The 21725-nt window shown below is 42.6% G+C and carries 18 protein-coding genes; 8 read left to right on the top strand and 10 right to left on the bottom strand.

Annotated features, from left to right (window positions below; all coding sequences use genetic code 11):
* The 5 genes from ABWY16_RS20515 to ABWY16_RS20495 all read right to left on the bottom strand — a co-directional run.
* Nucleotides 1–825: amidase family protein (locus ABWY16_RS20515; protein ID WP_353906536.1), on the bottom strand; the 825-nt coding region annotated here is incomplete at its 3' end.
* A gap of 37 nt (nucleotides 826–862) precedes the next feature.
* Nucleotides 863–1546: a hypothetical protein gene (locus tag ABWY16_RS20510; protein WP_353906535.1), complete on the bottom strand. Its 684-nt coding sequence runs from the start codon at nucleotides 1544–1546 to the stop codon at nucleotides 863–865.
* Between the two features lie 111 nt (nucleotides 1547–1657).
* Complete coding sequence (locus ABWY16_RS20505) at nucleotides 1658–3010, bottom strand: RagB/SusD family nutrient uptake outer membrane protein (RefSeq protein ID WP_353906534.1); 1353 nt, start codon at nucleotides 3008–3010, stop codon at nucleotides 1658–1660.
* Between the two features lie 11 nt (nucleotides 3011–3021).
* On the bottom strand, nucleotides 3022–6135 hold the full coding sequence (locus ABWY16_RS20500; protein ID WP_353906533.1) for a SusC/RagA family TonB-linked outer membrane protein: 3114 nt from the start codon (nucleotides 6133–6135) through the stop codon (nucleotides 3022–3024).
* A gap of 411 nt (nucleotides 6136–6546) precedes the next feature.
* Nucleotides 6547–8793, bottom strand: coding sequence for a TonB-dependent receptor domain-containing protein (locus tag ABWY16_RS20495; RefSeq protein WP_353906532.1), 2247 nt, complete (start codon nucleotides 8791–8793; stop codon nucleotides 6547–6549).
* A gap of 230 nt (nucleotides 8794–9023) precedes the next feature.
* Here ABWY16_RS20495 and ABWY16_RS20490 point away from each other — a divergent pair, with 230 nt between their 5' ends.
* Together ABWY16_RS20490 and ABWY16_RS20485 are read left to right on the top strand one after the other, a co-directional pair.
* Entirely contained in the window at nucleotides 9024–10130 is a 1107-nt protein-coding gene (locus ABWY16_RS20490) for a sensor histidine kinase (RefSeq protein WP_353906531.1), read from the top strand.
* The gene (locus ABWY16_RS20485; RefSeq protein WP_353906530.1) at nucleotides 10127–10864 is read left to right on the top strand and encodes a LytR/AlgR family response regulator transcription factor; all 738 of its coding nucleotides are present in this window, start codon (nucleotides 10127–10129) and stop codon (nucleotides 10862–10864) included. The genes ABWY16_RS20490 and ABWY16_RS20485 overlap by 4 nt, the downstream gene beginning before the upstream one ends.
* Nucleotides 10865–10883: 19 nt before the next feature.
* On the opposite strand, the gene ABWY16_RS20480 is transcribed toward ABWY16_RS20485, so the two are convergent.
* Complete coding sequence (locus ABWY16_RS20480) at nucleotides 10884–11465, bottom strand: MiaE family protein (protein WP_353906529.1); 582 nt, start codon at nucleotides 11463–11465, stop codon at nucleotides 10884–10886.
* A 49-nt stretch (nucleotides 11466–11514) separates the two neighbouring features.
* On the opposite strand from ABWY16_RS20480, the gene ABWY16_RS20475 reads away from it, so the two are divergent.
* The 3 genes from ABWY16_RS20475 (at nucleotide 11515) to ABWY16_RS20465 (ending at nucleotide 13870) form a co-directional block, all read left to right on the top strand.
* Nucleotides 11515–12747, top strand: coding sequence for a glycosyltransferase (locus ABWY16_RS20475; protein ID WP_353906528.1), 1233 nt, complete (start codon nucleotides 11515–11517; stop codon nucleotides 12745–12747).
* Between the two features lie 117 nt (nucleotides 12748–12864).
* The gene (locus ABWY16_RS20470; protein ID WP_353906527.1) at nucleotides 12865–13608 is read left to right on the top strand and encodes a ParA family protein; all 744 of its coding nucleotides are present in this window, start codon (nucleotides 12865–12867) and stop codon (nucleotides 13606–13608) included.
* A 4-nt stretch (nucleotides 13609–13612) separates the two neighbouring features.
* Complete coding sequence (locus ABWY16_RS20465) at nucleotides 13613–13870, top strand: hypothetical protein (protein WP_353906526.1); 258 nt, start codon at nucleotides 13613–13615, stop codon at nucleotides 13868–13870.
* Nucleotides 13871–13973: 103 nt separating this feature from the next.
* Here the strand turns inward: ABWY16_RS20465 and ABWY16_RS20460 are convergent, their stop codons facing one another.
* The 4 genes from ABWY16_RS20460 to ABWY16_RS20445 form a co-directional block, all read right to left on the bottom strand.
* Complete coding sequence (locus tag ABWY16_RS20460; protein WP_353906525.1) at nucleotides 13974–14747, bottom strand: DUF4249 domain-containing protein; 774 nt, start codon at nucleotides 14745–14747, stop codon at nucleotides 13974–13976.
* Nucleotides 14748–14802: 55 nt separating this feature from the next.
* Nucleotides 14803–17133: a TonB-dependent receptor gene (locus ABWY16_RS20455; RefSeq protein WP_353906524.1), complete on the bottom strand. Its 2331-nt coding sequence runs from the start codon at nucleotides 17131–17133 to the stop codon at nucleotides 14803–14805.
* A gap of 66 nt (nucleotides 17134–17199) precedes the next feature.
* Entirely contained in the window at nucleotides 17200–18102 is a 903-nt protein-coding gene (gene bla, locus ABWY16_RS20450) for a subclass B3 metallo-beta-lactamase (protein WP_502931004.1), read from the bottom strand.
* 80 nt (nucleotides 18103–18182) lie between these two features.
* On the bottom strand, nucleotides 18183–19235 hold the full coding sequence (locus ABWY16_RS20445; RefSeq protein ID WP_353906522.1) for an Atu2307/SP_0267 family LLM class monooxygenase: 1053 nt from the start codon (nucleotides 19233–19235) through the stop codon (nucleotides 18183–18185).
* A gap of 204 nt (nucleotides 19236–19439) precedes the next feature.
* Here ABWY16_RS20445 and ABWY16_RS20440 point away from each other — a divergent pair, with 204 nt between their 5' ends.
* Genes ABWY16_RS20440 through ABWY16_RS20430 form a run of 3 tightly spaced genes read left to right on the top strand, consistent with a single transcriptional unit; the run spans nucleotide 19440 to nucleotide 21685 of the window.
* Nucleotides 19440–20669 carry a PQQ-dependent sugar dehydrogenase gene (locus tag ABWY16_RS20440; RefSeq protein ID WP_353906521.1) on the top strand — a complete coding sequence of 410 codons (1230 nt, stop codon included), beginning with the start codon at nucleotides 19440–19442 and terminating at the stop codon, nucleotides 20667–20669.
* Between the two features lie 10 nt (nucleotides 20670–20679).
* Complete coding sequence (locus ABWY16_RS20435) at nucleotides 20680–21246, top strand: hypothetical protein (RefSeq protein WP_353906520.1); 567 nt, start codon at nucleotides 20680–20682, stop codon at nucleotides 21244–21246.
* On the top strand, nucleotides 21239–21685 hold the full coding sequence (locus ABWY16_RS20430) for a hypothetical protein (protein WP_353906519.1): 447 nt from the start codon (nucleotides 21239–21241) through the stop codon (nucleotides 21683–21685). The genes ABWY16_RS20435 and ABWY16_RS20430 overlap by 8 nt, the downstream gene beginning before the upstream one ends.
* Nucleotides 21686–21725 lie beyond the last annotated feature (40 nt).

Here is a 21725-nt window from a genome sequence, read left to right as displayed (position 1 = left end):
AGCTGATGCAGACCCTGCAGATGAGCCACTGGATCCGCGGGTTGTCTCCCATGGGTTTTTAGTTTTACCCCCAAACCACACGTCGCCCATGGCCAGCTCGCCCAAAGAGGTTTTTGCCACCAGGATTGCTCCTGCTGCTTCCAGTTTGGTAATCACCGCTGCATCAATTGTGAATTGCTGGTCTTTGTATGGGGGAGCACCAAATGTAGTTTTATACTCTTTTTTTGCAAGCAGGTCTTTTGCACCAAAAGGGATACCATGAAGTATGCCTTTATACTGGCCGGCTTTAATTTCAGCATCAGCCTCAGCAGCTTTTCTTAAGGCATGCTCTTCTGTAAAAGTGATTACGTTAAGCAACTTTCCATTGTATTTTTTCAGTCTTGCAATGAAGAATTTCGTAAGCTCTACAGCACTGATCTGCTTGGTACGGATCAGTTCAGCAAGTTGTGTAACTGTATAAAAAGCAAGTTCATCACGATTAGCAGGCAGGCTTACTTTAACTGCTTTGGATGGCTTAAATCCATTCTGCTGATCAGGATTAACAAAACCTACCGGTACGGGATTAAAGGTCAATGCAGGCACCACACTATTTGGGACATTGAGCTTGCGCAGTTTTTCATAGGAACTCCTGTATCCGTTCAGGTTATTGAGCATAGAATCTGCCTGTGCATCAGAAAACTGCAGGCCTATAATCTTTTGCGCCTGCTTTACAATGTCGGCAGTAAGAGGCGCTGTTTGAAGTTCTACGGTGACAAAGGAGCCAAGCGTGAAAGCCATAATGCAGGTTCCCGCCACTGTAAGATTTTTTTTGGAGAGGATTTTCATGTGACGCCTTGCTGGGATTAGAAAGTTGTTGTAATTTTTACAGCGTATTATAATATTCGATTAATTTAGCAAAGCCAACATCGGATTTTACATTAAGCTTATTTTCTTTGATATAAGCCTCAAGTTCAGTTTGTTTGCTACCTAGCGCAGCGAGGATTGATTTCTTATCTTTTTTTACTAAAGTACCTTTGCCATCAGCATAAATATAATATTTAGTGATGTCTTCAAATGACTTTGTTGCAGTGGCAGAATTGTATTCTTTGTTTACCTGAACAATCTTTGTAGCCTTTTTTAATAACTGTGTTTTTCCATCAGCAAGCACTTCAAAAAAATAAGAATTGGTAGTATTAGGTATATTGCTGTATCCGCTTTTATAAAATCTTACATCCATACCACCGGACACTGGTACATTAAGCTTGAATTCTTTGACTGGTTCCAGAAGTCTGATCAAATCATCATCACCCCCTTTGACATACATCATATCCTTTACTAAATCGTATTTGATTTTCATATCGCTATAGGATTTTCCGTTAGCTAATGTAAAGCTGCCAGTGACCCAATCAGGACTTAAATATGGGGATCCAGTAACGTCAACATATTCATTTCTGGCCGTAACCTGGCCTTTTGCATCATAAACCATAAAATAAGCCGCCTGTGAAAAAGCGGTAGCGGAGGACAGGCTTAAAAAGGCCAAGACAAGTAGTGTAAGAGATCTTTTCATAAAATTAATTAGATTTTGGAAAATACTGAAATTTCCGCGTTAATCAAAAGGGTAAGAACAATAAAGGCCTCCTGTCAGGGAAGCCTCTATTCTACTGTTATTCGTTATGCGTTAATAACCACTATTTTGTACAACGGTACCACCTGAGTTAAGTACTTCAGATTGTGGTATAGGAAATAGGTTACGGAAAGTTTGTGTAATACCAGTTTGATTGTAGCGACGTAAGTCAAAGAAACGCTGACCTTCGTGAGCAAGTTCTAACCTGCGTTCTTTTCTGATAGCCGTTAATAAATCAGCCTGATTAGCAGCTACGGAAGCAGCTAATCCTGCACGCAAACGGATAACGTTTAAATCAGCAAGTGCGCCTGTGAAATTATTCTGCATAGCTCTTGATTCCGCACGTGTCAGGTAAATCTCTGACAAACGGAACATCATCACGTCGTCAATACCCGGGTTAACTTGTGAGTATTTCAGTTGTTTAGACGCCGGAGCAGTGCTGAAGTTAACATTTTTTCTTAAGTCACCAGTTTCAAATGCATCACGCAGATTGGTTGATGAAGATATTTCATTTCTACCCCCCGCTGAAGTTGGATAATAGTAGAATGCAATGTTATTTGCATCAGTCGCATTGTACTGAAGTTCCCAAATTGATTCAGTGGTGTTTTTTCCAGTATAAATCGTACCATATGAAGCGCCGGATACTAATGTGTAAGCAGGTGCTGTGCTGCTGATAATAGTAGTAGCCAATGTTTCAGCGTCTGCCCAGGCAGCTCTGTACAATTGTACCCTTGACTTTAAAGCGATTGCTACGTTTTTGTTTACCCTACCGACAGAGTTGGTAGCCGGTAATCTTGTGATGGCATCTTCTAAATCTTTCAGAATTTGAGTAAAAACTTCTGCTTCTGATGATCTTGCAACTCTGGCATTCGCGGTAGTAGTAGTGATTGTTGGCTCTAATCTCAATGGAACTCCAACACCACCTGGCTGGTTATACCCTGTTGGACCACCCCCAAACATTCTGATCAGGTCGAAATAAGCCATTGCTCTGATTGCCTCGCACTCACCTATTGCACGGTCTTTCAGAAACGCAGGATCCGATATCGCTGGCGCTGCTGCAATAATATTATTTGCTCTGTTGATCGTATTATAGATATTATTCCAGATAGTGTTGATATCTGTGTTATCTGCTAAGATAGTTTTATTAAATACTTGCGACCATGTAGGAAATGTACCTGTCCAGGTTAAATTGTCAGCATACAGATCAGGGAAAATCAGAAAGTTGACTGTCATGTAGCCTGTTTGCTGAATACCATCGTACACACCAGATATGCCTGCTTCTACACCTTGTCTGGTAGTATATGCGGTAGTGGCATCCAATGAAGCCTGAGGCTGCTGATCAAGCGTTTTTTTGCAGGAAGTACTTAACAGTAATGCCGGCAAGATTATATATATTAGTTTTTTCATGTATTTTAAAATTAGAATCCAACGTTTACACCAAATGTGAATGTCTTAGCCTGGGGAGCTGTTAAGAAATCGGTACCTGCAGATGACGGAGTACTGTTGAAAGTACTTACTTCCGGATCAAAACCTTTGTAATCTGTAATTGTGACAAGGTTTTGAGCTGCTGCAAAGATCCTTAGTTTTCTTAGGTGAAGCTTTGCAGCCAGTTCAGCCGGCAAGCTGTATCCAAGGCTCAGATTTTTCAAACGGGCGTATGATCCGTTCTCGATAAACCTGTCAGAAACACGGGTATTCGAGTTAGGGTCGCCTATAACCGCTCTTGGCATGTCAGTATCAGTATTGGTAGGTGTCCAGCGATCTAGTGTTGTTGCAAACTGGCCATAAATAGTATTCATACCTTCTGCAAATGAACGTGTATAGTTCAACACTTTATTACCGTAGCTAAACTGCCATAACATTGACAAATCAATGCTTTTGTATTGGAAATTGTTATTAAAACCACCTGTGAATGTAGGTTGTGCTGATCCTAAGATCTTTTGGTCAGCTGAAGTAATTACTCCGTCTCCATTTAAATCTGCAAACCTGATATCACCAGGAGATGTTAAAGCTACCTGATATAGTGCGGTACTGCTTCCTGTTCTAGTTTTAGCAGCAGCATTTAACGCATCAATTTCTGCCTGATTTTGAAAAATACCATCTACCTGATATCCGCGGAATGAACCTATGGATTCTCCCACCTGCAACCAGCTACCAAAGCCTGCAGCAACCGGAGTGTTGTTGTTAGCTAATGATAACATTTTGTTTTTGTTGAATGAGATATTGAAATTGGTTGTCCATTTGAAATCTCTTCCTTTGATATTGACAGTTTGTAAATCCAACTCTAAGCCTTTGTTCTCCATTGAACCAACATTTGTAGTATATGTTGTAAAACCAGTAGAACCTGCTAATGGTAAAGCAGACAATAGATCATTGGTTTTTCTGTAATAGACATCTGCACTTAAAGTAATTCTGTCATTCAGGAAACCGAAGTCCAAAGCAATGTCAGTGGATGTAGTTTTTTCCCAGGTTAAATTTGCATCACCTAAGATAGATGGAGCTAAACCAGCAACCTGATTATAGTTTGTTCCTGAACCGATAAGCGTTCTTGAAACGAAATCACCGATAAAATTATTACCAGTCTTACCCCAGCTGCTACGCAATTTTAAAGTAGATAACCAGTTGAGGTTCTTCATAAACGATTCATCACTGATGATCCATGCACCAGACACAGCAGGGAAATATCCATAGCGGTGTCCGTCAGCAAATCTTGATGATGCATCACTACGTAACGTAGCCGAGAAGATATAACGTTTTTTGAAATCGTAATTTGCTCTTCCGAAGAAACTCACTAATGTTGAGCTTGAACCTGACGAAGAAGCGTCAGTTTTTACAGCAGCTGCAGATAATCTTTTGATATCATTACCAGGGAAGTTTGTTCCCGAAGCAAATAAGGTTTCGTAACTGTCTTTTTGCCATGACTGACCAGCCAAAACATTAAATGAGTGATCACCTATAGTTTTGTTAAACGTTAAGGTATTCTCATTTAACAGATTAAGATCTGAATAAGTAGCTTCAATAGCTGACCCGTTAGTCGGCGCAGCACCTGCGTTTAGCGTTGAAGGTACAAATCTGCGCTCATGATAGATTTGGTAATCAGCAGCAAAGTTTGTTTTAAATGTTAATGATGGTAACAATTTATACTCACCATACATATTAGATAACAAACGTCCGGTAGTTGTTAGGTTCAAAGGCTCTTTGTAAGCAGCAATTGGGTTTTCAACTGAACTATAAACGTCACGTCCGTAAGTACCATCCGCATTATAAGCACTTATCGCTGGGCTTAAAAGAATAGCTGAACTTAATACACCGTAAATGTTATTGTCATTGTTGATACGGCTTGAAACACTGCGGTTAAAGCTAGTGCTTGTACCAACCTTAAATTTATCATTGATCGTATGGTCCAGGTTCAAACGCATATTGAAACGGTTGTAGCTAGAACCTTTTAATATACCATCCTGATCAAGAAATCCTGAAGTAATATTAAATCGTGTTTTCTCGTTTCCACCATTGATCGACAGATTGTAATTGCTGATCGGGGCATTACGGAACACCTGATCCTGCCAGTTAGTGGTCGGATAAGAAGCTGGGTCATTAGCCAAAAGAGGTCTTCCCAGGGTAGTTGCAATATACTGGCGAACTGTCGTATTAGCGGCCGCTATTTGAGTTGCATAACGATTTGCAGCAGCATCCTGATACAGTTGAACATACTGTGGACCAGTTAATGCATCAATTGTTGTAGTTGCTTTTTGAAAACCAGTATTATAATCCAGATCGATATTGGTTTTTCCTGATTTCCCTCTTTTAGTAGTTACAATTACAACACCATTTGAAGCCCGCGAACCGTAAATTGCAGCAGCAGCAGCATCTTTCAATACGTCAATCGATTCGATATCGTTTGGATTGATATCATTTAATGCATTCGTTTGACCGTTACCGAATCCAATTTGTGAATTGCTACCAGTTTGAATTGGCGTTCCGTCAACAACATATAAGGGTTGTGAACCAGCATTGATTGTAGATACGCCACGTACCCTTACGGTTACGGCACCACCAGGAGTACCTGATGCAGAAGTCACCTGAACCCCCGCTACAAGACCTTGTAAAGCCTGATCCAAACCAGTGACCGGACGGTCTTTGATGTCCGCAGCCTTAAGACCTGACGTTGCTCCCGTAGAAGTTCTTTTAGAAGTACTACCATATCCAATTACAACAACATCATTCAAGGTTTTCTGATCAGAAACCAATTTGATGTTATAAGTATTCGCATTGCCAATGGTAAGTGTTTGTGGTAAGTACCCAATAAATGAGAACACAACTGTGTTACTTCCAGCAGGAACATTTAATGTATAAGATCCGTCAGCGTCCGTCTGAACGCCGTTTTTTTCACCGGAAACTTTAATTGAAACGCCAGGAAGTGGCAGGCCATCATCAGAAGAGGTTACCCTACCCCCGATTTTTTTGTTTTGTGCATAAACACTATTTAGTGCAAACGCGCATACAGCAAGAAAAATTAGTAAAATTTTCTTCATTCGTGAATGATTTAAGGTGAGTTAATAATTAATAGTGCTGAAATATATATCAGTAATTTTACATTCCAATCATTTATTTGAACTTTAACATCTTTTTTTTGAAATTATTAATATAAAAAACTAAAAATCAATAATAAAAACAGACAATTAAACGTTTGCTTGGACTTATCAGCACTTTTACCTGTTTTATCAGCAGTAAAAAAAATAATATTCTAAAAAAGAGTGTAATTCATAATTTATTTTGGATTAACTAGTTAACAGATAGATAATGTATCCTCCTACAAATTAAGATTTCAAGGGAAAACCATGAAAAAACTTTAGACAAAATACCTTGATATGTAACTTCTGACACCAGCTAAAGAATTGATCTATAGATTCACATCATCACAAACAACTCTTCTCTGGAATATCTCAGTTTCCTATCCTCTGACGCTCTTCCTTTGCCCCGCTTTCTGATCGCCTTTGGCTACTCACACCATTAGAACCGAATGCTCTGGAATAAGAAAGCCTGAAAATGGGGAACCTGCTCGTTTCACTGCTATATTTCAGAGAAGCATTGGTATCAAAAGCATCCCGGGTCAGGGTTCCGATATAACTTCTGTAGGTGAGGGAGCTAAAAACATCGGTTACAGACAACTGAACACTCCCCTTGTTTTTACTGAATTCTTTTTTCATCCCTATATTCAAAGAACCCATTCCCCGGATTTCCTGCGCGCCGTAATAAGACACTGAGTTATAAAAACCGGAAAGTTCGAGCGAAAAAAGCCTGGGAAGGAGAAAGGACTGATTATAATTCAGCGTATAGTTATAGTATGCCTTTTTAACAGGTATCAAAGTATAATCCAGCCTGAACTTTCTCCAGCCTCCGGTAAAACTATAGTTCATTTTCCACCAGTCGGTAATTCTAAAAGGCAGATTAGCCTGCAGCATCAGATTTTTTTGCCAGGACATATTCTGCGGGGCAATATAAACCAACTGTTTTACCGGGCCGGCGACAACCTGCCCCTGCACAATCGGATCATCATCAATGCTGGCAAGAATAGAAAAGGAGTAACTGCGGAAATTGTAACCAAATTTCAAAGTGCTGGTTAGAGTAGGTTTTAAAGCCGGGTTACCGGTAAAAACAGATACAGGATCGTTATAGGTAATATAAGAGGCGAGATCATTATATGAAGGTCTGCTGATCCGCCGTGTAAAGGAAAGTTGCAATTCAGAAACAGCATTCACTTTTCTGCTCAATACAATATTGGGGAACAGTTTGGAAAGACTGCGGTTAAATACCCTTGTATGGCCGACATCATTTTCCGCGCGGTTATTTGAATGTTCATACCGGGCGCCAATAACCAGACTGGTCAGGGTATCCGGCTGAAAAGCCAATGAGATATAAACGGCAGTTATGGTTTCCCGGATCATCAGTGTACCGGAAGAAGGCAAAGGATTTATCCATTGGCCATCCTTGAGATTTTCAATTCCGGATATGCCCTTGTTACTGGTATATGTGCCTTTTGCACCTGTTTCCAGTTTCCATTTCCGGCCAAGCACTTTGGAATAATCCAGCTTAGCCACTTTTACACTGATATTTGTTGTTGCAAAATTCTCCTGAACTGGCGCATACAAACTATCTGTTGTACCTGCCGGATTGCCATAGTTATCTATAAAAGAACTTTGTACAGCAGTACTGCTGTTACTATTATAAGTAATATAGTCAAAGCCCAATCCGATCTTTTCGCCGGCATTGATTGCCTTCTCGATACTAAGACTGCTGGTTGTATTCTCACCACTGCTCCTTCCATTGATCACTGAATTGAATAACAACACCGAATCCGGCTTCATCCTGTATGATCCACGATTATAGTTATAACGGTTGTTACGGCTGTTTGTATAATTGACACTACCCATCAAAGTAACTGCTGGAGAAAGCGTAGCTTCAAATCCCGCAACTGCATTATGATAGTTTGCTATTGGTTTACCCGTTCCAAGATATCGGAATGTTGTTTGTCCGCCAACAGCAAGTACATTTTCTGTTCCCTGGGCCAGCATTTCCCCAAAGGTTTTATCGTGGGTATAGGCATAAGAACCATACAGGTTAATTTTGCGGCTGTTATGGTTTACACTCAGGCTTAGCCCAGCCTTTTCTCCCCTGCCATATCCACCATTTAAACTCAATGAGCCGCTGGTACCCAGTTGTTTGTTTTTCCTGGTGACAATATTGATCAGTCCCGCATTCCCATCCGCATCGTAATTTGCCGGAGGAGTAGAAAGCAGTTCTATTTTATCAATGTTATCCGCATTCATATCATTGAGCAAAGCTACCACCTGCGCAATGGAAAGCCTGATCAGCTTACCATCCAGCATTACCATCACACCTGTTTTTCCATTTAATGCGATGGTGTTGTTGCGTGGATCTATTACTACTCCCGGCAAACGCTCCAGCACCTGAAGCACTGAGCTTCCTTTTGTAAGCAGGCTGCCCTGAACATTCACCACGATCCCCCCTGCCCGCTGCTGAAACAGGGGCTTATTACCGCGAACTACCACTTCGCCTAACTGCCGTGCGGCAGGCAGACTGTCGTTCCCGGTATTTGTTCCTGATGCCTGCCCGTAAACATCCTGAAATGAACAATATAAAAAGATTAAGAAAGTAACGAAGGTTTTCATAGCAGCGGCTTTGTACCAAAAGAATACAATAAGCATTACCAGCAGAAATCAGATTGACCACAGGAACAGTTCAAATGACCAATTACAACAAGTTGGAATTAGCGCCGGTCTGAGCGCCAGAAAAGGACTGCATTTACCCGTTATCCTCCGGCACAAGCATTTCGTCAGTTATTTATGTCAGTTGATAAACATGTCATAAAAAACTTATACAATTAGCCGTACCTTTAAGTATGTACACTGCATTGAACCGGAACTGGCTGATCAGAAACAAATTGTACCATATCCCCTTTTGGTGCATCTACCATTTCACATGGTGGTCAATTGCCATAGGCGGCCCGCTTAAAGCTGCCGGTGTTCTGCTTTTTTCAGCATCTATCATTAAGTTCAGCTTCTATGTCGTTTTCCAGGCTATAGCCGTGTACTTCAATTTATACTTTCTCATTCCGCGTTACCTGGAAAAGAGCAGGTTTGCCCTGTACATTACCTTTCTTATCCTAACGATAGCAGGAACTTCTCTGATGATCACTCCGGGTTATTATTTGAGTGCTTCATTTTTTGATCAAACCTTTAGCCAGACCTACGGCAGCTTTTACAATTGCCTTGGCGAAGCCATTCCCTCTACCATAGCGAGTATAACCCTCGCAATGAGCATCAAACTGACAAAAAACTGGCTGCAAACCGAAAGCAGAAAGCAACTGCTGGAAAAAGAGAAACTGGAGACAGAACTGAAATTCCTGAAACACCAGTTCAATCCGCATTTTCTGTTCAACAGCATCAACTCTATTTTCTTCCTGATCCATAAAAACCCGGATATGGCATCGGCTTCCCTGGCTAAATTTTCTGAACTGCTGCGCCACCAGCTTTATGAGTGCAACGATCAGCAGATCCCGCTGCACAAGGAGATCAGCTACCTGGAAAACTTTATTGAACTGGAGAAACTGCGGCATGATACAATTGTAGAAACAGCTATCAGTCTGGAAACCTTTTACGCTGATCAGATGGGCATTGCTCCCTTTATCCTGATGACCTTTGTTGAAAATGCATTCAAGCATGTATCATCCCATACCGACCGGCCAAACCGGATCACTATAGAACTAACCCAGGATCAGCAGCAATTAACCCTTGTCGTTGCGAACAGCACTACGGAACAGACAGGAAACCAAATAACGCATTACGGAGGGATCGGTTTAAACAACGTAAAACGAAGGCTGGATCTGATCTATCCGGGAGCATATCATCTGGATATTCAAAACGAAAACCAGCAGTTTATCGTCACAGTGCAGCTTACCCTTTCAGTGCTGCAATATTCACAGGAAACACAAATGACCGCCATATGAACGACAAAATTAGCTGTGTAATTGTTGATGATGAACCACTGGCCCGGGAAGGAATCTCCAATTATGTGAGGGAAGTAGATTTTCTGAAGCTGACAGCTACATGCGAAAATCCGCTTCAGTTGCTGGATTTACTCGATCATAGTCCCATTGACCTGATTTTCCTGGATATCCAGATGCCTAAAATGAACGGCCTCGACTTCCTGAAAATAGCACAAAATATACCAATGGTGATCATCACAACAGCCTTCCCAAGTTATGCACTGGAAGGCTTCCAGCTGGATGTACTGGATTACCTGCTCAAACCCATCACTTTTGAACGCTTTTTTAAGGCAGCCAGAAAAGCGAAAGATTACCACCAGCTCCTGAGCAGGCCCGGAGCCGCAGATCCTGCAATGACAGGAAAAGAAGACTATTTTTTTATCAAATGCGGCAGTAAATATGAAAAAATCCCCCTGGAAGATATTTTATACGTAGAAGGGATGCAGAACTATGTAAATATCTATACCGCAAAAGGGAAATACCTAACCATCCTCTCCTTAAAAAGCCTGGAAGAAAACCTTGCAGAACAGTCCTTTATAAGGGTTCACAAATCTTTCATTGTTGCGGTCAGTAAAATAGATAGTATCGAAGGAAACGAGATCTGTATCCGCAACAGTAAAATACCCATCAGCCGGAATTACAGGGAAAAGGTAATCAGCCAGGTGATCACCTCCAGGCTTTGGGACAAAAAATAATTGCTAAACCTGGCTTCACTTATCCGTGTATGGCCTCCCTGTTACCAAAACTCTGGATCAGCTCTCCTTCAAAATCAAGCCATTCCTTCCATCTTTTATCCACATCGATATCAATGGTATATTTCCGGGCAAAGTTCAAAAAGGTAGTGTAATGGCCCGCCTCGGATACCATAAGTTCATGGTAAAACTGTGCAAGCTCTGTATCTTTGATGTTCTGCGATAAAACGCGGAAGCGCTCACAGCTTCTTGCCTCTATCATGGCCGCAAACAACAGGCGGTCAACAAAAGCAGAGTTCCTGCTGCCATCACGGCGGTTGAACTTAACAAGACGCCCCACATAATCATCCTTACGTTCGCGCCCTAGCGTATATCCGCGTTTTTTGATGATCTCTACAACCATTTGAAAATGCTGCATCTCTTCGATCGCGATAGCGGTTAATTCTTCAACCAGGTCCATATGCTCAGAATTCTGCGTGATCAACGTAATCGCATTCGTTGCCGCCTTCTGCTCACACCAGGCATGATCCGTGAGGATCTCCTCCAGGTTAGATTCTGCAATATTTGCCCAGCGGGGGTCTGTCAATAGTTTTAATCCAAGCATGAGTATCTGAATAATTCTTCCTTCACAAAATTAGTAATAATTTAGACGAATGAACAACAAGAGACTCCTCATCATTGGACTGGTATGGCCCGAGCCCGGCTCATCTGCCGCCGGCACAAGAATAATCCAGCTGGCAGAGTTGTTCATTGCCGGTTCATATGAAGTGTTTTTCGCTTCTGCAGCTATTAAAGGGGAGTTCAGCTATCCCCTGCAGCAAATCGGCGTAAAGGAAAAAGAGATCGTATTAAATGATAAGAGTTTTAATACTTTTCTGAAGGAACTGTCTCCTGATACAGTCCTCTTTGACCGATTTGTGATGGAAGAGCAATACGGATGGCGGGTACAGCAGGAATGCCCCCATGCCATGAGGATTCTGGACACAGAAGACCTTCATTTTTTAAGGCATGCCCGGCAGGAGGTGCTGAAGACAGGCCAGCCACTCAATCTGTTCAGTGATACCGCTAAACGCGAGGTCGCCTCGGTTTTACGCTGTGACCTTTCACTGATCATCTCTGAAGTTGAGATGGATATCCTCCGGGAACAGTTTCATATAGATAGATCTTTACTCTGCTATCTCCCCTTTTTAGAAGAAAAACTAACAGAAGAGATTGTTGGCAAATGGAAAGCCTTTGAGGAGCGCGAAGGTTTTGTATTCATCGGCAATTTTCTACATGAGCCCAACTGGAATACCCTGCAAGTGCTAAAAACCAAGATCTGGCCGGAATTAAGAAAGCGACTGCCCACATCAATTCTGCATATCTATGGAGCTTACCCTTCACAAAAGGTGATGCAGTTAAACAATGTCAAAGAAAATTTCCGTGTGCATGGCCGTGCTGCTGATGCCAGACAGACAATTGCAGCACATAAAGTACTACTGGCGCCAATCCAGTTTGGTGCCGGGGTAAAAGGCAAATTTATAGATGCAATGCAAGGGGGCACACCTGCTGTAACCACATCTGCAGGTGCAGAAGCGATGCGGGGAAACCTGGAATGGAATGGTGCAATAGCGGATGATCAGGAAGCCTTTATCGATCAGGCTGTCAGCTTATACAATGATAAAAACCGCTGGTCAGCAGCGCAGCAAAATGGAATCAGGATCATCAATGAGCGGTACGAAAAATCAAAATTTGCAACCGCCTTCCTGGATGTAATCTGCTCTTTAACTGTCAATTTACAGGCACACCGCAGGCAGAATTTCATCGGACAAATATTGCTGTATCATACTGTAAACAGCTCCAAATATATGTCGTTATGGATTGAAGAAAAAAATAAAAAAAAGTAGATTATAGTACCCTAATAATGACCTCTATAGTAATCTAGAGCACATTTCGTTTACAAAACAGACCATGATATTAAAATATCTTTGTATCATTGCGCCCTTGTATAAAGATATATTGATATGAAGATTATAGCTGTTATAAACCATAAAGGCGGCACAGGAAAAACAACTTCCGCACTAAATATTGGCGCCGGATTAGCACGATTAAACAAAAAAACGTTGCTGGTTGATATCGACCCGCAATCCAACTTAACTGAGGGACTGGGGCTCAGAGACGTAGAGACATCCATCTATGACAGCATAAAAAATGACACTCCCCTTCCGGTAGAAACTATTTCCGAATATCTGGATATTATTCCTTCATCACTGGACCTCCTGGGTGCAGAAATCGAACTGGTTTCGAGACTGGGAAGAGAGACCATACTGAAGAGACTGTTAAAACCACTGGCAGGACAATATGATTATGTGCTCATTGACTGTGCCCCTGCTTTAGGAATGCTGACTGTGAATGCACTGGTAGCAGCTGATACAGTTATGATCCCCCTGGAAGCTGAATATTTTGCCTACAGAGGAATAGACCGCCTGGTATCGATTATTTCTGATGTGAGAACACACTACAATGAAGACCTGACCATTGGTGGTGTCTTCATTACCAAAATCAACCCGAGAAGGGTAATTACCGAGCAGATCACAGGCAGTATCAAAAAGTATTTTGATGATAAACTGTTTGATACTTCCATCAGAATCAATGTAGCACTTGTAGAAGCACAGCTGAAAGGAACAGACGTTTTCCAATATGCACCGGCATCCAATGGCGCAGTAGATTATTCAAATCTTGTAGATGAAATTTTAGTTAAAATATAGAATTATGGCAAAGAAAAACTTAGGTGATATTGAGGACAACAACAAGAATTTAGGAGGAGTATCTGCCCTGTTCAATTCTCCCTTGAAGGAGACGGCAAAAAAGGAAACAAAACCCGCTCCTGCAGTGGATGAAGAAATTGTCACCTATCCGTTACGCCTCAAAAAAAGCGCTTTAAAAGCATTAAAGATATTGGGAGCACAAAAAGGTATTACTGTAAAAGACCTGATCATGTCAGTAATCGAAAAGGAATACGATCTGTAAACCGGTAAGGCTGCCGGTCCGGGTTTTTCAGGAATTAAAAAAACCAATTTCCGGCTCATAAGAGTGCCGGAAATTGGTTTTTTTAGACCCGGAAAGGGCGTTATTACTTAACAGTCAGTGTTTTCTTCTCCGTAGTATTCACACTGAAATACCCAAGCGCATTGTTACTGATATTTGATGGCGGATTCCCGGGTGTAACACCGCCGCCCGGTCCATTCTGGGTTTGCTGGCTCAGCGTATACCAATAGGTAAACACATCTTTATCTATACATTGCATCTCCACTTCAGCAACATCCCCCGCTTTTAGTTCTTCATTGGTATCATCATCATAAAACAGCGTTTCTATTACCTCATTGCCATTAGTGAGGCGGTCATTATCCGCAAATACAGCTTTAATTTGTACCCCGTTCACTTTCAATACAAAGCGGTACTGGTTTACCTGGTCGGCAGGGTCTTTAAAATGTGCTTCCACAATTTTCAGGTCATCCCCACCAAAAGTAATGACCTTGGTACTCAATGAATCAATTTTTACCAGTGAAGGCATCGTTGAAGAAGCTGTATAGGTGTTGTTTTTAGCCAGTACGTTCAGGGTATATTTATGACCAGTTTCAGCCTTCAAAGAGGAGAAAGTATAGGTTCCAGGTTTAGTCTCGGTAAAAGTCCAGGAATGGTTTGCATCATCAGTTACTACTACCTGGGCACCAGTTACAGCAGGATATTGATTGGTATTGGTATAGGGTACAGACTCACTGATACTGATCGTTTGCACACCGAGCTGATCAGTGATTGCTCCTTCGATAACTATCTGACTGGCAGAAGTATTCAGCTTAACGTCAATTACCTTTTCGCAGGATGTAAAGCTGATAAGTATGACCATTGAAAGGAGGGAATAAATGATATATTTTGATAAAATATTAGATTTCAGCATGGTATTAAAATTTAAAATTATAAGTAACAGAAGGTATAATGCCAAACAGGCTTGTCTGTACCGCTTCTGTTCTGGTAGGATCATTTTTCACATCTCTGAACTGAACAGAGTATGGATTTTTACGGTTGAGCGCGTTGTAGACACCAAAGCTCCAGCTCGACTGGTATTTTTTAGTTTCCTTAGCTTTTAAAGTAGCACTCAGGTCTAATCTTGCGGTGTAGGGCATCCGGTTTGCATTCCGTTCTGTATAGTAGTAGGTGGTCAGTCCTCCAACATTGTATTTTCCTGCCGGATAGGTTACCGCATTACCGGTACTGTAAACGTAGTTGGCAGAGAAAGTCCAGCGCGGGTTAAAGTTGTAGATCCCTACCAAAGCAAGGTCGTGCGTCCTGTCCTGTTTTGCATTGTAATAGTTCCCGTCATTGATTCCTTCAATCTTGCGCTCAGTTTTTGATAAGGTGTAGCTGATCCAGCCGGTCAGTTTTCCCTTTGTCTTTTTCGCATACAGCTCAAGTCCATAGGCACGCCCTGTACCATACAGCAGTTCTGATTCTACGGTGGCATTGGCAATGAGTTCAGCCCCGTCTTTATAGTCGATCTGGTTCTGAAGCCATTTGTAATACACCTCGCCCGAGAACTGGAAAGAGTTGTCCTTACTGTTCCTGAAATATCCCATAGCCACCTGATCGGCAAGTTCCGGTTTGATATTGTTGCTGCTCATTACATACTGATCTGTGGGCGATCCGGTATTTGCATTCGTAAGAATATGAATGTTCTGCGTATTACGGTTATAGGATGCCTTGATAGACGTTTCGTCTGTCAGGCTGTAACTTGCAGAGAAACGGGGTTCTGGGTAAATATAGGTTTTCACAATGTCTCCCTTCCCGCTGGTAGATGCAGAGGAGATCACACCCTCACTGTCATAAGTATTAAACGTACCCGGCCCCAGTAAAGAGAAAGCACTGAGGCGTACGCCATACAGGATATTAAATTTGTCCGTCAGTGCCCACTCATCTGAAACATAACCTGCAAGTTCTACTCCATACCTGTTTTCTACCGCCAGAGGATTGAAACTGGAATTGCCTGTAGTTGTAATATCTGATGGTGCTATGCGGTGATGTATACCCTGTACACCAAACCTGATCACATGTTTATTGCTGTAATACTGCAGGTCTTCCTTCACGTTGTAATCCCTGATCATCGAGGTCACACGGGCATTGTTATCCGCATCCAGCAACTCTACTGCATAATGATATTTGTTATAGATCAGTGAGGTGTTCGAAAACAATTTGTCGTTAAATACATGGTTTAATCGTACTGTTGCCGTGGTATTCCCCCAGTCGTTCGCAAACAGATCCTTGATCCCGATGTTATCCTGACCAAAATAACCGGATACAAAAAGGGTATTCTTATCATCAAACTTATAGTTTAATTTGGCATTGATATCATAAAAGTTCAGGGTATTGCCGTTCAGCGAAGAATCAGGCGAAGCCTTTAATAAAAGGTCGATATAAGTTCTTCTGGCACTCAGCATAAATGATCCTTTGTCTTTTACGATCGGGCCTTCTATTTTGATACGGGAAGCAATCAGTCCTATACCACCTTCAGCGGCAAACTCCTTATTGTTACCATCCTGCATTTTCACATCCAGTACCGATGACAGGCGACCGCCATACTGAGCTGGCATCCCTCCCTTGTACAGACTTACATCTTTGATGGCATCACCATTAAATGTAGAGAAAAAACCGAGCAAATGTGAGGAATTATATACTGTAGCCTCATCCAGCAGGATAAGGTTCTGATCGGCTGCTCCTCCCCTCACAAAGAATCCTGTATTGCCTTCACCACCGGATTTTACGCCCGGCAGCAGCTGGATCGTTTTGAGCACATCTTTCTCGCCGAACAGCACTGGCAGGTTGTCCAGTGACTTCATATCCAGTTTGTCAAGGCCCATTTGCGGACTGCGCACATTCTCGTTTTTGCGCCCTTTGGAAGTAATAACTACCTCATTCAGGTCGCCCTTACCAGTACCAAGTTCGATATTGAGTTTCAAAGCAGCAGTCAGTGTAATTTTTTTGGTAAATGATTGGTAACCAGTATAACTTACAGTCATATCATAATCCCCGCTATTGCCTGAGAGCGAATAAAATCCGTAGGCATTACAGGAAGTACCGAAAGATTGTGTGGCGTTCTGTATTTTAACAGTAGCCCCGATCAGGGTTTCCCCTGTTGCAGCATCCCTGATGGTTCCGCTGACGGTAAATTTTTGTTGTGCAATAGCCTGGGAAAACAGGCAGAGGAGGAAAATGAAAGACAGGTAACTCTTTTGTAGCATGAATGAGGGGGTTATAAACTGTTTTTTTGCAAAGTACTATTAAGACACGCCAAAAGCGAGACACCCTTAGTTCCGGGCGATCTTTTTATCGTATTGGCCCTGCAGGTCTTTGAGAGCTGCATCATAACCAGCTCTTTCCATAAAAACGGCAGGATTGTAAGCATCACCGGGCTTATGTTTCGTGTGCAGGCCAAACTGGCTGGCATGAGAAGAAAGCCAGATATCAAATGAAAGGTTTTTCATCGCACTGAGCGTATAAGCATAATCTTTTGCGATGTCGGGATAAGCTGTTACTTCGGAGAATTTTTTGTCGGTTACAATGCTGGGCATGTTCGCAATCAGCACCCGGTAAGACCTGTGTTCATCTTCAACGTCGAAAAGAAAACTGCATGAACCTTTGGTATGTCCCGGATGCTCCAGCAACACCAGGCTTGTCCCAGCCAGCTTTACCGTATCTCCATCATGTAATAAACGATCAGCTTTCACTGGTTTGTAAGTCATGCCGGATCCGCCTAAAGCATAATCGGAGCTCCCTCCGTCTTCCATTACACCGGCGTCTTTTTCATCAACCATCATACGCGCGCCGGTCATTTTTTTAATGACTGCCATTGCTCCCATATGGTCATAATGCGCCTGTGTGGTCAGCAGGATTTTCACATCATCAAATTTGAAGCCCAAAGATTCTATACTTGCCCTGATCATCTTGTCTGAAGCAGCAAGCCCTGTATTGATAAGAATGTGACCTTCGGGAGTAGCCACCAGATAACAGGCCAGATCATAAGTCCCGACATAATACAGGTTACCTGCAATCCGGAATGCTGGATAAGGTTTTGACCACTCCGGAGATATATGCTGTGGTTCTTTTACTTTCTGTGCGACAGATGCAAAGCTGATAAAAGAGCACAGCAAAGACAGCAGACTTATTTTTAAGCGATAATTAAGCATATAAATAGATGTGAACGAAGATATGCTTTTTATGTAAAATCCCCTTCCTCCCGAACGGAAAAAGGGGCGTTTTTGTAAAATAACCTAATCTCTTGAGACCGGGGTTATGCGGTAACCGCTGTTGTCGTAGCCAGCGCTTTCCTCACCTGAGGAGCAATTTCTTTTCCGAAGATTTCAATAGACTTCATCATATTGGCGTGTGAAGGATCTCCCACATCCATATGTCCTATAAAGCGGGTGATGCCAAACAACTCATGCATATAAAGGATCTTATCAGCCACCTCAGAGGCATTCCCGATAAACAGGGCGCCATCTTTTGAACGCCCTCCGTTATACTGCATTTTGCTGTATGGAGGCCAGCCACGTGAAGAACCAATGCGGTCCATCTGCGAAGCATAATTAGAATAATAATCATCAATAATCGTCCTGTTATTACTTACAAAACTATGGGAGTGAATACCGATCTGCATCTGGTTCACATCATGGCCATGCCTTACATATTCACCTTTATAATACTCCACCAAAGGCTGAAACTGCTCCGGTCTTCCGCCGATGATGGCAATAATTAACGGCAAGCCCAATTTTGCAGCACGCAAAACAGATTCCGGGGTTCCGCCTACAGCAATCCAGACTGGCAGTTTACCATTATTGGTTGCTCTTGGCAAAACAGTCTGGTTGATCAGTGGGGCACGGAGGCTACCTTTCCAGTTCACCACTTCATTGTTGTTGATATTTAGTAACAGATCCAGTTTTTCTTCAAACAGCTGGTTATAATCTTTGAGGTTATAACCAAACAGCGGAAAGGATTCAATAAAACTTCCGCGGCCTACGGCGATTTCAGCACGTCCGTTAGAGATGAGGTCAATCGTAGAAAAATCCTGGTATACTTTTACCGGTTCTGCCGAACTCAGCACAGTAACGGTACTGGCTAACTTTATATTTTTGGTAATGCTCGCGGCTGCTGCGAGAACGATTTCAGGACTGGATACTGCATAGTCAGGCCTGTGGTGTTCGCCAAGCCCAAATACATCGAGCCCAACTTCATCAGCCAGTTTAATCTGCTCCAGAATTTCCTGCAGCTTAAGTTTCGCTTCTCTTGGTTTCCCTGTTGCAGGATCAAAAGATAAATCGCCAAACATGCCTATACCTAATTCCATAATTTCTATATTTTTATACCATCAAAATTACGCATCTGCGGGTGAGCGGACATTGATGTATGATAATAAAAGCAGAGGCATTTCCGCCCGGGTTTATTTTCCGAAAACCCCGAACTGGCATACAAACGTCATAAGCATTGCAGCCGGGTTATAATTAATGAAAAAACTGTAGATTTATGTACATCTACATAAAAATGAATGATCATGATTAAATCAATCCGTACAAAAGTTCCGGTACTTTATGCTACATCCCTGGCCCTGATATTTGCAGGCAGCGGCTATGTGCAGGCGGTAAAAGCCCAATCCCTGCCAGCCGTAGAAACTCAGGCTGCCAATACAAAATACAAGCCTGCTTTCGCCGGACAAACCAGGATTGCAGGTGTAAAAACCAAAACGCCATACAGCGTTTCTATTCTTAGTAAAACCTTAGAGCATCCCTGGGCCATCAGCCCCCTGCCTGACGGTCGTTTCCTGATCACCCAAAAAATGGGCACAATGGTAATTGTGAATGCTGCCGGGAAAACCATTAAAAATATCACCGGCTTACCTGCTGTAGTGCCCGACGGACAAGGCGGTCTGCTGGACGTAGCTATCGATCCGCAGTTTGCCACAAACAGGATGATTTACTGGGACTATTCTGAACAAACTGCAGGAGGTACCTTACTGGCTATTGCCAAAGGAAAATTAGCTGCAGATGAAAGTAAAGTAGAAAACATTCAGGTGATCTACCGGGCTACACCTGCCTACAAGGGAAGTCTTCAGTTTGGATCACGCATCGTATTTGATAAAAGCGGCAATCTCTTCGTTACTACAGGTGAACGTTCAGGAACCGATATCCGGATGAAGGCGCAGGCCCTGGATGCGGCAATAGGAAAAGTTATACATATTACTAAAAACGGAAAACCAGTTCCGGGCGGCCCTTTCGCCGGCACTCCAAATGCAAGACCTGAAATCTATGCTTTAGGTTTAAGAAGCCCCGAAGGTTTGGCAGTCAACCCGGCAACAGGTGAATTATGGGAATCAGAATTTGGCCCCCGCGGAGGAGATGAAATCAATATTATCCGTTCCGGAAAGAATTACGGATGGCCTGTGGTAACTTATGGACTGGAATACAGCGGCGAAAAAGTTGGCGCCGGCATACAGCAAAAGGAAGGCGTGCAGCAGCCTGTTTATTACTGGGACCCTGTAGTGTCGCCTTCAGGAATTGTGTTTTACAACAGTAACGTCATTCCTGAGTGGAAAGGCAATCTTTTTGTAGGCGGTCTGAGCAGTATGCATATCGTGAGGCTTGTTATTAAAAACAATAAAGTGGTTGGCGAAGAACGTTTACTGAAAAGTGAAGGCGAACGCTTCCGTGCCCTTGCGGTTGGTAAGGATGGAGCTTTATATGCGGTGACAGACAGTGGCAGACTTTACCGCGTGGCAAAGAAATAAGCTGTCACCTATGAATAGGCACAAAAAGATAAGAACCATCTTTATTCTCTTCCTGTTAATTATCCAGGTGATTTTTATATCGGAAATTCTCAAAGAGAATACACATTCACTGGGTATTGTGGCGATGATGACGGTTCTTTCCATATTGGTTTTGCTTACCTATCTCAGAGGAGAGATCCACCATGAAGATCATGCTTACGAGCATATTCTGGTGGCTCTCTGGATACCTGCAGGGGCATTTACAACTTTTTACCTGAACCATTTTCTGAATCTTGGCCCTGTGTTGTCGGCGGCCATTGTCGGGAGTGTGGCTTCCTTTTTTCCAAATCTCAGGAAACAGTCGTACTACCTGAAGCAGCTACCTGCCTCGATATATTGCGGTGCATTTATCGGAATGTCAAGCGCCGGTGTAGCACCAAACTTCCTGTTTATCTCTACGGCCAGTCTTTTCACGGCTGGCCTTCTAATGATTTCCAAGAACCTGTTTGCGGGTGTTGGCGGCAAGCTGGGTACCCTGGCATTCGCAGGCGTAGTGATAACATCGTTTTTGTTCTTCCTGATCTCCTCATATGTATAACACTATTGTTTTATTTGCTGTGAGTTTCGTTAGTTCAATGCTCACCTTTTATGTCAATGAAGATCTGAAGCAGGGGCCGGTGCGTTCATCTGCACTTCTTTCGCTTGCCGTTGGATTATTTTTTTATTTCTTTCCGCATTCCATGGGCAGTTACCTGGTAAAAAATATACCTGTGGTATTCATTGGCGGATCTTTCATTGGAATGGTCTCTTCCCGCATCGTATCCAGTTATCTTTTGATTGGTACTGCAGGGCTTGTCTTCTGCCTGATCTATATCAATACCAGCAGGTTCTTTAACGGTTATGGAGGCGCAGTAGGTACAGCTTCCTCAATCGCTCTGCTGGCGGTTCTAAGCATCCCTGTAGTTACCAAAAAGCACAAACTGACCAATGGGATAATGCTGCTGAGAAAAACCCTGTTTGGATCAGGAAAACAATAGTGCATAAAAAAACGCAGAGGCATCCACCATCTGCGTTTTC

The sequence above is a fragment of the Pedobacter sp. genome, from assembly GCF_040513095.1.
Lineage (GTDB): Bacteria > Bacteroidota > Bacteroidia > Sphingobacteriales > Sphingobacteriaceae > Pedobacter.
This window is presented reverse-complemented; position numbering and strand designations above follow the sequence as displayed.

What these genes read in the sequence shown, in the direction of transcription:
- ABWY16_RS20510 (WP_353906535.1), bottom strand. Translation starts at nt 1,546, where the DNA reads ATGAAAAGATCTCTTACACTACTTGTCTTGGCCTTTTTAAGCCTGTCC.
- ABWY16_RS20505 (WP_353906534.1), bottom strand. Translation starts at nt 3,010, where the DNA reads ATGAAAAAACTAATATATATAATCTTGCCGGCATTACTGTTAAGTACT.
- ABWY16_RS20500 (WP_353906533.1), bottom strand. Translation starts at nt 6,135, where the DNA reads ATGAAGAAAATTTTACTAATTTTTCTTGCTGTATGCGCGTTTGCACTA.
- ABWY16_RS20495 (WP_353906532.1), bottom strand. Translation starts at nt 8,793, where the DNA reads ATGAAAACCTTCGTTACTTTCTTAATCTTTTTATATTGTTCATTTCAG.
- ABWY16_RS20490 (WP_353906531.1), top strand. Translation starts at nt 9,024, where the DNA reads ATGTACACTGCATTGAACCGGAACTGGCTGATCAGAAACAAATTGTAC.
- ABWY16_RS20485 (WP_353906530.1), top strand. Translation starts at nt 10,127, where the DNA reads ATGAACGACAAAATTAGCTGTGTAATTGTTGATGATGAACCACTGGCC.
- ABWY16_RS20480 (WP_353906529.1), bottom strand. Translation starts at nt 11,465, where the DNA reads ATGCTTGGATTAAAACTATTGACAGACCCCCGCTGGGCAAATATTGCA.
- ABWY16_RS20475 (WP_353906528.1), top strand. Translation starts at nt 11,515, where the DNA reads ATGAACAACAAGAGACTCCTCATCATTGGACTGGTATGGCCCGAGCCC.
- ABWY16_RS20470 (WP_353906527.1), top strand. Translation starts at nt 12,865, where the DNA reads ATGAAGATTATAGCTGTTATAAACCATAAAGGCGGCACAGGAAAAACA.
- ABWY16_RS20465 (WP_353906526.1), top strand. Translation starts at nt 13,613, where the DNA reads ATGGCAAAGAAAAACTTAGGTGATATTGAGGACAACAACAAGAATTTA.
- ABWY16_RS20460 (WP_353906525.1), bottom strand. Translation starts at nt 14,747, where the DNA reads ATGGTCATACTTATCAGCTTTACATCCTGCGAAAAGGTAATTGACGTT.
- ABWY16_RS20455 (WP_353906524.1), bottom strand. Translation starts at nt 17,133, where the DNA reads ATGCTACAAAAGAGTTACCTGTCTTTCATTTTCCTCCTCTGCCTGTTT.
- ABWY16_RS20445 (WP_353906522.1), bottom strand. Translation starts at nt 19,235, where the DNA reads ATGGAATTAGGTATAGGCATGTTTGGCGATTTATCTTTTGATCCTGCA.
- ABWY16_RS20440 (WP_353906521.1), top strand. Translation starts at nt 19,440, where the DNA reads ATGATTAAATCAATCCGTACAAAAGTTCCGGTACTTTATGCTACATCC.
- ABWY16_RS20435 (WP_353906520.1), top strand. Translation starts at nt 20,680, where the DNA reads ATGAATAGGCACAAAAAGATAAGAACCATCTTTATTCTCTTCCTGTTA.
- ABWY16_RS20430 (WP_353906519.1), top strand. Translation starts at nt 21,239, where the DNA reads ATGTATAACACTATTGTTTTATTTGCTGTGAGTTTCGTTAGTTCAATG.